Source organism: Micromonospora sp. NPDC050495 (assembly GCF_040655175.1).
Classification (GTDB): domain Bacteria; phylum Actinomycetota; class Actinomycetes; order Mycobacteriales; family Micromonosporaceae; genus Micromonospora.
Map to the genome: position 1 here is coordinate 1 of NZ_JBFAJK010000101.1, position 7,585 is coordinate 7,585.

Genomic DNA, 7,585 nt, shown 5'->3' on the forward strand with positions numbered 1-7,585 from the left:
GGCTCGGTGGGCGGCCGAGCCCATCCACGGTCATCCCGGCCGCGCCCCGGCGCACGCCGTTCGTCCCGACCCCGACCCCGACCGCGCCGCCCGGCGCAGGCCGTCGTCCCGTCCTCGACCGCGCCGCACCGGCGCACACCGTCGTCCCGTCCGGTCCGAGACCGCGCCGTCCGGGCGACCGCGGGCGACCCACGGCGTTCCGACCAGTGGGCGCGGCCGTGCCTCGCCGGGACGGGAAGCCCGCTGGGCGTACACTGACGCTGGCCTTGTGCCGGGATGCCCTGGGCACGCTCGGCCGGGGCGGGGGCAGGGCTGCGGATGGCGCGTCCAGCCGCTCCGGCGTTCGACCGCCGGAGCACGGTCGGGGCTTGGCGGGAGGGTGAGCGCGTGCGGGGTCCCGCGATGACGGATGTGGCCCGCCTTGCCGGGGTCTCCCACCAGACGGTGTCGCGGGTGCTCAACGGGCACCCCAACGTCCGTGAGCAGACGCGGCTGCGGGTGCAGGCGGCGATCGCCGAGCTCGGCTACCGGCCCAACCGGGCCGCTCGTGCGCTGGTCACCGGCCGTTCGCAGGTGATCGGGGTGGTCGCGCAGAACACCACGCTGTACGGTCCGGCGTCGCTGCTGGCGGCGCTCGAGCAGACCGCCGCCGAGGAGGGCTTCGCGGTCACCGTGGGCAGCGTGCGGGACCTCGATCGGGTCTCCATCTCCGCCGCCGTCGAGCGGCACCTGGCCCACCGGGTGGCCGGCATCGTGGTCATCGCGCCGGTGGAGTCCGCCGGTGAGGCGCTGGAGCACCTGCCGAAGGACGTCCCCCTGGTGACCGTCGACGGCGACCCGCGCCGTCCGGTGCCGCTGGTGACGGTGGACCAGGTGGCCGGTGCCCGGGACGCCACCCGGCACCTGCTGGACGCCGGCCACCGTACGGTCTGGCACGTGTCCGGGCCGGCCGACTGGTTCGACAGCGCAGGCCGCATCGAGGGCTGGCGGGAGGCGCTGCGGTCGGCCGGCGCCGAGGTGCCGCCGCTGGTGCCGGCGGACTGGTCGGCGGCGTCCGGCTACCGGTGCGGGCAGATGCTGGCCCGGATGCCCGAGGTGACCGCCATCTTCACCGCCAACGACCACCTCGCGCTGGGTGTGCTCCGCGCGTTGCACGAGTACGGCCGCCGGGTGCCGGACGACATCAGTGTGGTCGGCTTCGACGACGTGCCGGAGGCGGCGTACTTCATCCCGCCGCTGACCACCGTCCGGCCGGACTTCGACGCGGTGGCCCGGGCGAGCCTGGAGCTGCTGCTGGCGCAGATCGGGGCCGGGGCGGTGGGTGAGCTGCGGCAGACCATAGCGCCGACCCTGGTCTCCCGGCAGAGCGTCGGACCGCCCGCCCGCTGACCGCCCGCGGCGCCGGTGCCCGCCGGCGGGGCGGAGCGGTTCCCGCTGCGCGGTACGGCTCCACCCCGCCGTCCGTGGTGCCGTCGTCGGCACCGGGCGGAGGTGCGGTCAGTTGCGGAGGGCGAACTGCTGGTTGGTCCCGCCGTGGCAGGTCCAGAGCACGATCTTGGTGCCGTTCGTGGTGCCCCAGTTGTAGGCGTCGAGGCAGAGCCCGGACTGCACGCCGCTGATGGTGCCGTTGGCGTTCAGATTCCACTGCTGGTTGGACTGGCCGTTGCAGTCCCAGATGATCGCCCGGGTGCCCGGGGTGCTGCTGGCCCCCTCGGCGTCGAGGCACTTGTTGCCGTACACGGTCAGCTGCTTGGCCGAGTTGTACGTCCAGCGCTGCATGTTCCCACCCCAGCAGTCCCAGAGCTGGACCTGGGTCCCGTTGGTGGTGCTGCCGTCCGGCACGTCGAGGCAGCGGCCCGACTGGTTGCCCACGATCTCGACGTTCTGCCGGGTGCCGCCGCCGGTGCTCGCCGCGTAGCCGGCGGCGTTGATGTTGGCCTGGACCGAGTTCTCGGTGGCGTCGGAGGGGTAGCCGGAGGTCATCACGCCCTCGTAGAAGGTGCCGGCGGAGCCGTGGCTGTTGTCGCCGCCGATGCCGAGGATGATCGCGCCCTCCTTCTTCATCGGGTTGTAGCCCGCGACGTTGGGGCGGGCCCCGTTGTAGTAGGTGGACAGCCCGCCGGACTGCGCGTTGCCGGCCCGGATGGCCCAGTGGTTCGGCTCGCCCTTGACGATGGCGGTCAGGAACCGGTGGGTCACGGTCGGGTCGTTGGCGTTGTAGCCGGCGTTGACCCCGGAGAAGAGGCCGTTCTCCAGGTCGGCCATGACCCAGGGGCCCGGTCCGGTGCCGTAACCCCAGACCTTGATGTTGCCGAAGTAGATGGCCTCCATGGTGCCGTTGCCGTTGTCCCGGCTGTTGGTCTCGGCGTTGCCGTAGTCGAAGCAGCATCCGCCGTTGTAGTGGGTGCCGTCGAAGATGGCGTACATGCCCTCCGGCTGGTCGCCCCTGGCGATGCCGTTGGTGTTGTTGTTGCGGTAGCCGGTCCCGGGCGCCACGAACACGCCGTACGCCTTGTGACCGTTGACGGTGACCGGCGCGAGGGTCGCGTCGGCGAGGTTGTCGTAGCCGCCGGCCGCCGGGCCGGAGAACCCGCCGGGCGGTGCCTGGGTCAGGTGGTTGCCCCGACCGGACTGGTCGTAGATGACGGAGATGACGCAGTTGGTGCCGGCGCAGAACGTGTCCTGCGTGGCGGCGTTGGCCACGTCTCCCGGGGCGAGCGGGGCGACGTCGCGGGTGGCGTTGTCGGACGAGCGCCGGACCTGGTAGAGCGGCCCGTTGTAGGAGCCGTAGAGCGCCCGGGTGGTGCTGTGCGCGGCCACGCACGGCGTGCCGCCGGAGGCGTAGATGTCGCAGGGCCCGGTGGTCGCGGCCCGGGCCTGGGGCGTTGCGGCGGACACGCCGCCGGTGATCGCGGCGACCAGCACCAGGGGTGCCAGGGTGGCCGTCAGGCGACGCCGACGGCCGACGTTCGGTTTCATCGTTCCTCCCGGATGGATGACGGGCATGTGAACGCTAACATCGACAATTAGCGTCGCGTTCACATCCGCATCTGTCAACGTCCGGTGCGCGGTGGGCGGGGTCGTATCCGGCTCTGAGCACTCGTTATCCGTCCCCCTTCGCAGTTGATCAGGGAGGGTGGTGCGGTCGCGCCGACGGCGCCCGGGCCGGGCCGGAGTCGACTATTGACATCGGCGGTCATCCACCTGTTACATAAACCAGGCCGGGCGATGTTAGCGGTAACAGGGCAGGGTCGAGGGGCGCGGCCAGACGACGAAGGCGGCTCGCGGCCGCCGGATCGACGCTCCTACCGGCCCCGCGTTCGTGCCGCCCCACCGGTGAGCGACAACCCCGCCGGGTCCGATGTGCATCCCGCGCGGCACCACCAGCAAGCACCCGCCGGCGTCCGGGCCACCACTCGTCCCACCACCCCGGGCCGGTGCCCCTGCTCCTCGCGCCGCCGCCTCCTGGGCCGTCCCGAAGGTCAACAGCTTCCACCCTCCGAGAGAGGTTTGCCGGTATGTCCCCGTCCCCCCTGCACCTCAGCCGCCGACACCTGCTCGCGGCCGTCGGGCTCACCGGCGCCGCCACCGCCGCGGGCCTGGCGAACGTCCGCCTGGCCCTGGCCACCGTGGGCCCGAGCAGCTACACCGCCAGCTGGTCCTCGGTCGACCAGCACCCGCCGGCCGCCGAATGGTTCCAGGACGCCAAGTTCGGCATCTACTACCACTGGGGGGTGTACAGCGTCCCCGCGTACGCCAGCGAGTGGTACCCGCGCAACATGTACAACTCGGGCTCGAACGAGAACAACCACCACCGCAGCGTGTACGGCGACCCGTCGGTCTGGCCGTACCACAACTTCATCAACGGGGCGCCCGACCGGGCGGGCAACTGGGTGCAGTTCGCGCCGAAGCTGCGCTCGGCCGGCGGGAACTTCGACCCGGACGAGTGGGCGCAGCTCTTCGCCGACGCCGGGGCGAAGTTCGCCGGGCCGGTGGCCGAGCACCACGACGGCTTCTCGATGTGGAACAGCAGCGTCAACGAGTGGAACTCGGTGAGCCGGGGGCCCCGGCTGGACCTGCTGCGCCTGCAGGCCGACGCGATCCGGGCCCGGGGCCTGAAGCTCTGGGTGTCGTTGCACCACGCGTACAACTTCACCGGCTACTTCCAGTGGGTGCCCGGCCAGTCGGACGCCAGCCTCAAGAAGCTCTACGGCCAGCTCGGCGGCACCGCCGAGTACCAGCTCTGGTACGACAAGCTGCGCGAGGTCATCGACGGCTACCAGCCCGACATCATCTTCCAGGACTTCAACCTGTCCCAGATCCCGGAGTCGCAGCGGCTGAACTTCCTGTCCTACTACTACAACCGGGCCGTCGCCTGGAACAAGGACGTGGTCGCCACCTACAAGGACGGGTTCAACAACCGGGGCGAGGTCTACGACTTCGAGCGCGGCGGCCCGGCCGGCATCCAGAGCCCGTACTGGCTGACCGACGACAGCGTCTCCAGCTCCAGCTGGTGCTACACCCAGGGCATCGGCTACTACTCCACCAGGTCGCTGATGCACGCGTTGCTGGACCGGATCAGCAAGAACGGCACCATGGTGCTCAACATCGCCCCGATGGCCGACGGCACCATCCCGTCGGGTCAGCGCGCGATCCTGCAGGGCTTCGGCGATCACCTGAGCCGCTTCGGCGAGTCGGTCTACGCCACCCGGGCCTGGTCGGTTTACGGCGAGGGTCCCACCCAGATGGGCGGCGGGTCGTTCCAGACCCCCCGCGAGGGCACCGGGCAGGACATCCGCTTCACCCGCAGCAAGGACAACACCGTCCTGTACGCCATCGTGCTGGGCTGGCCGGGCAGCACCCTGCACATCACCACGCTCGGCGCGAACCGGATCAACCTCAGCACGCTGACCTCGGCGCGGCTGCTCGGCTCCACCGCGGGCACCTACGTCGACCTGCCCAACCGCACCCAGGACGGCTCGGGTCTGCACCTGACCATGCCCTCGTCCAACGCCCCGTTCAGCGCCCTCGCGTACGTCGTGAAGCTCACCTTCGCGGGTCAGATCCCCGCGCTCGGCGGCGGTTCGACGCCGACGGGGTTTGTGAAGATCGTGAATGGGACGACGGGTCTGGTGTTGGACAGTGGGGGGAGTGTGGGGTCGGGGTCGGTGGTGAAGCAGTGGAGTGATGTGAGTAGTCCGAATCTGCAGTGGCAGTTGGTGGATGTGGGTGGTGGTTACTACCGGATCGTGAATCGGGCCAACGGGATGGTGGTTGACAGTTGGGGTAACGCGTCGAATGGGGCGAGTGCGTTGCAGGCGCCGTGGAACGGCGGTAACAACCAGCAGTGGCGGTTGGCCGGGGTGGGCAACGGCCGTTATCAGGTGATCAATCGGGGCACGGGTACGGCGCTGGACGGGATGGGCAACGGCACGGTCGGGTCGACGGTGTGCATGTGGGCGCCCAACGGCAGCACCAACAACCACTGGACCATCACCGCCCTCTGACCGGATCCGGCCGTCCGGCCCGGCCCCGTTCACGGTGGACCACCGGCGGCGGCCAACCCGCACCCCCGCACCCTCGAGAGGATTCCGATGGCAACGCATGACCACCCGATCCACCGCCGGACCCTGCTGCGCGCCGCCGGCGTCGTGCCGGCAGCCGTCGCCGTGGGCGCCGCGGCGCTGCCGGCGTCCCGGGCCGAGGCGGCCGTCGCCCCCGCCCGCCCGGACATCGGCGTCTCGGCGTACCCGTTCCCGCCGGGTCAGGTACGGCTCACCGCCAGCCGGTGGCTGGACAACCAGAACCGCACCCTGAACTACCTGCGCTTCGTCGACGCCGACCGGATGCTCTACAACTTCCGGGCCAACCACCGGCTCGGCACCAACGGCGCCGCGACGAACGGCGGCTGGGACGCGCCGAACTTCCCGTTCCGCACCCACATGCAGGGGCACCTGCTCACCGCGTGGGCCCAGGCCGCGGCCGTCCTCGGCGACACCACCTGCCGGGACAGGGCCAACTACGTCGTCGCCGAGCTGGCCAGGTGCCAGGCGAACAACGGCGCCGCCGGCTTCAGCGCCGGCTACCTGTCCGGCTTTCCGGAGTCCGATTTCACCAGCCTGGAGTCGGGCTCGTTGTCCAACGGCAACGTGCCGTACTACGTCATTCACAAGATCATGGCCGGCCTGCTCGACGTCTGGCGGTACCTCGGCAACACCCAGGCCCGCGACGTGCTGCTCAACCTCGCCGGCTGGGTGGACTCGCGCACCGGGCGGCTGAGCTACAGCCAGATGCAGTCGGTGCTGAACGTCGAGTTCGGCGGGATGAACGCGGTGCTGACCGACCTCTACCAGCAGACCGGCGACGGCCGCTGGCTGACCACCGCGCAGCGCTTCGACCACGCCGCGGTCTTCAACCCGCTGGCCTCCAACCAGGACCAGCTCAACGGGCTGCACGCCAACACGCAGGTGCCGAAGTGGGTGGGCGCGGCCCGGGAGTACAAGGCGACCGGCACCACCCGGTACCGCGACATCGCCACCAACGCCTGGGCCATCACGGTCGGCGCGCACACCTACGCCATCGGCGGAAACAGCCAGGCGGAGCACTTCCGTGCCCCGAACGCCATCGCCGGATACCTCAGCCGGGACACCTGCGAGCACTGCAACAGCTACAACATGCTCAAGCTCACCCGGGAGCTGTTCACCCTCAACCCCGACCGCGTCGACCTGGTCGACTTCTACGAGCGGACGCTGCTCAACCACATCATCGGGGCGCAGAACCCGGCCGACAGCCACGGCCACATCACCTACTTCACCCCGCTCAACCCGGGCGGTCGGCGCGGCGTCGGCCCGGCGTGGGGCGGCGGCACCTGGAGCACCGACTACAACTCCTTCTGGTGCTGCCAGGGGACCGGGGTCGAGGCCAACACCGCGCTGATGGACTCGGTCTACTTCTTCGCCGGCAGCACGCTGATCGTGAACCTGTTCATGCCGTCGGTGCTGACCTGGGCCGAGCGGGGCATCACCGTCACGCAGACCACGGACTACCCGGTGAGCGACACGACCACCCTGACGGTGACCGGGTCGGTCTCCGGGTCGTGGGCGATGCGGCTGCGCATCCCGGCCTGGGCCGGTGGGGCGACGATCAGTGTCAACGGCGTGGCGCAGAACATCACCGCCACTCCCGGCAGTTACGCCACCCTCAGCCGGTCCTGGACCTCCGGCGACACCGTCACCCTCCGGCTGCCCATGCGGGTGGCGACGCGGGCCGCCAACGACAACTCCACCGTCGCCGCGGTCACCTACGGCCCGGTCGTGCTGGCCGGAAACTACGGCAACGCGACCCTGTCGTCGCTGCCGTCGTTGACGGTCTCCTCGGTCACCCGGTCCAGCACCTCGTCGCTCGCGTTCACCGCCAGCGCCAACGGCGCCGCGGTGAACCTGGCGCCGTTCTACGACGCGCAGGGCTACAACTACACCGTCTACTGGAACCTCGGCGGCGGTTCGACGCCGACGGGGTTTGTGAAGATCGTGAATGGGACGACGGGTCTGGTGTTGGACAGTGGGGGGAGTGTGGGGTCGGGGTC

Annotated in this window: 4 protein-coding genes; 3 read left to right on the forward strand and 1 reads right to left on the reverse strand. The window is 70.6% G+C overall.

Annotated features, from left to right (window positions below):
- The first annotated feature begins 402 nt into the window (after nt 1–402).
- Complete coding sequence (locus AB0I11_RS34015; RefSeq protein WP_357330004.1) at nt 403–1,389, forward strand: LacI family DNA-binding transcriptional regulator; 987 nt, start codon at nt 403–405, stop codon at nt 1,387–1,389.
- A gap of 108 nt (nt 1,390–1,497) precedes the next feature.
- On the opposite strand, the gene AB0I11_RS34020 is transcribed toward AB0I11_RS34015, so the two are convergent.
- Nucleotides 1,498–2,979: an arabinofuranosidase catalytic domain-containing protein gene (locus AB0I11_RS34020; protein ID WP_357330006.1), complete on the reverse strand. Its 1,482-nt coding sequence runs from the start codon at nt 2,977–2,979 to the stop codon at nt 1,498–1,500.
- A 539-nt stretch (nt 2,980–3,518) separates the two neighbouring features.
- On the opposite strand from AB0I11_RS34020, the gene AB0I11_RS34025 reads away from it, so the two are divergent.
- Nucleotides 3,519–5,507 carry an alpha-L-fucosidase gene (locus AB0I11_RS34025; protein WP_357330007.1) on the forward strand — a complete coding sequence of 663 codons (1,989 nt, stop codon included), beginning with the start codon at nt 3,519–3,521 and terminating at the stop codon, nt 5,505–5,507.
- 87 nt (nt 5,508–5,594) lie between these two features.
- A partial coding sequence (locus AB0I11_RS34030; protein WP_357330009.1) for a glycoside hydrolase family 127 protein occupies nt 5,595–7,585 on the forward strand: 1,991 nt, incomplete at its 3' end.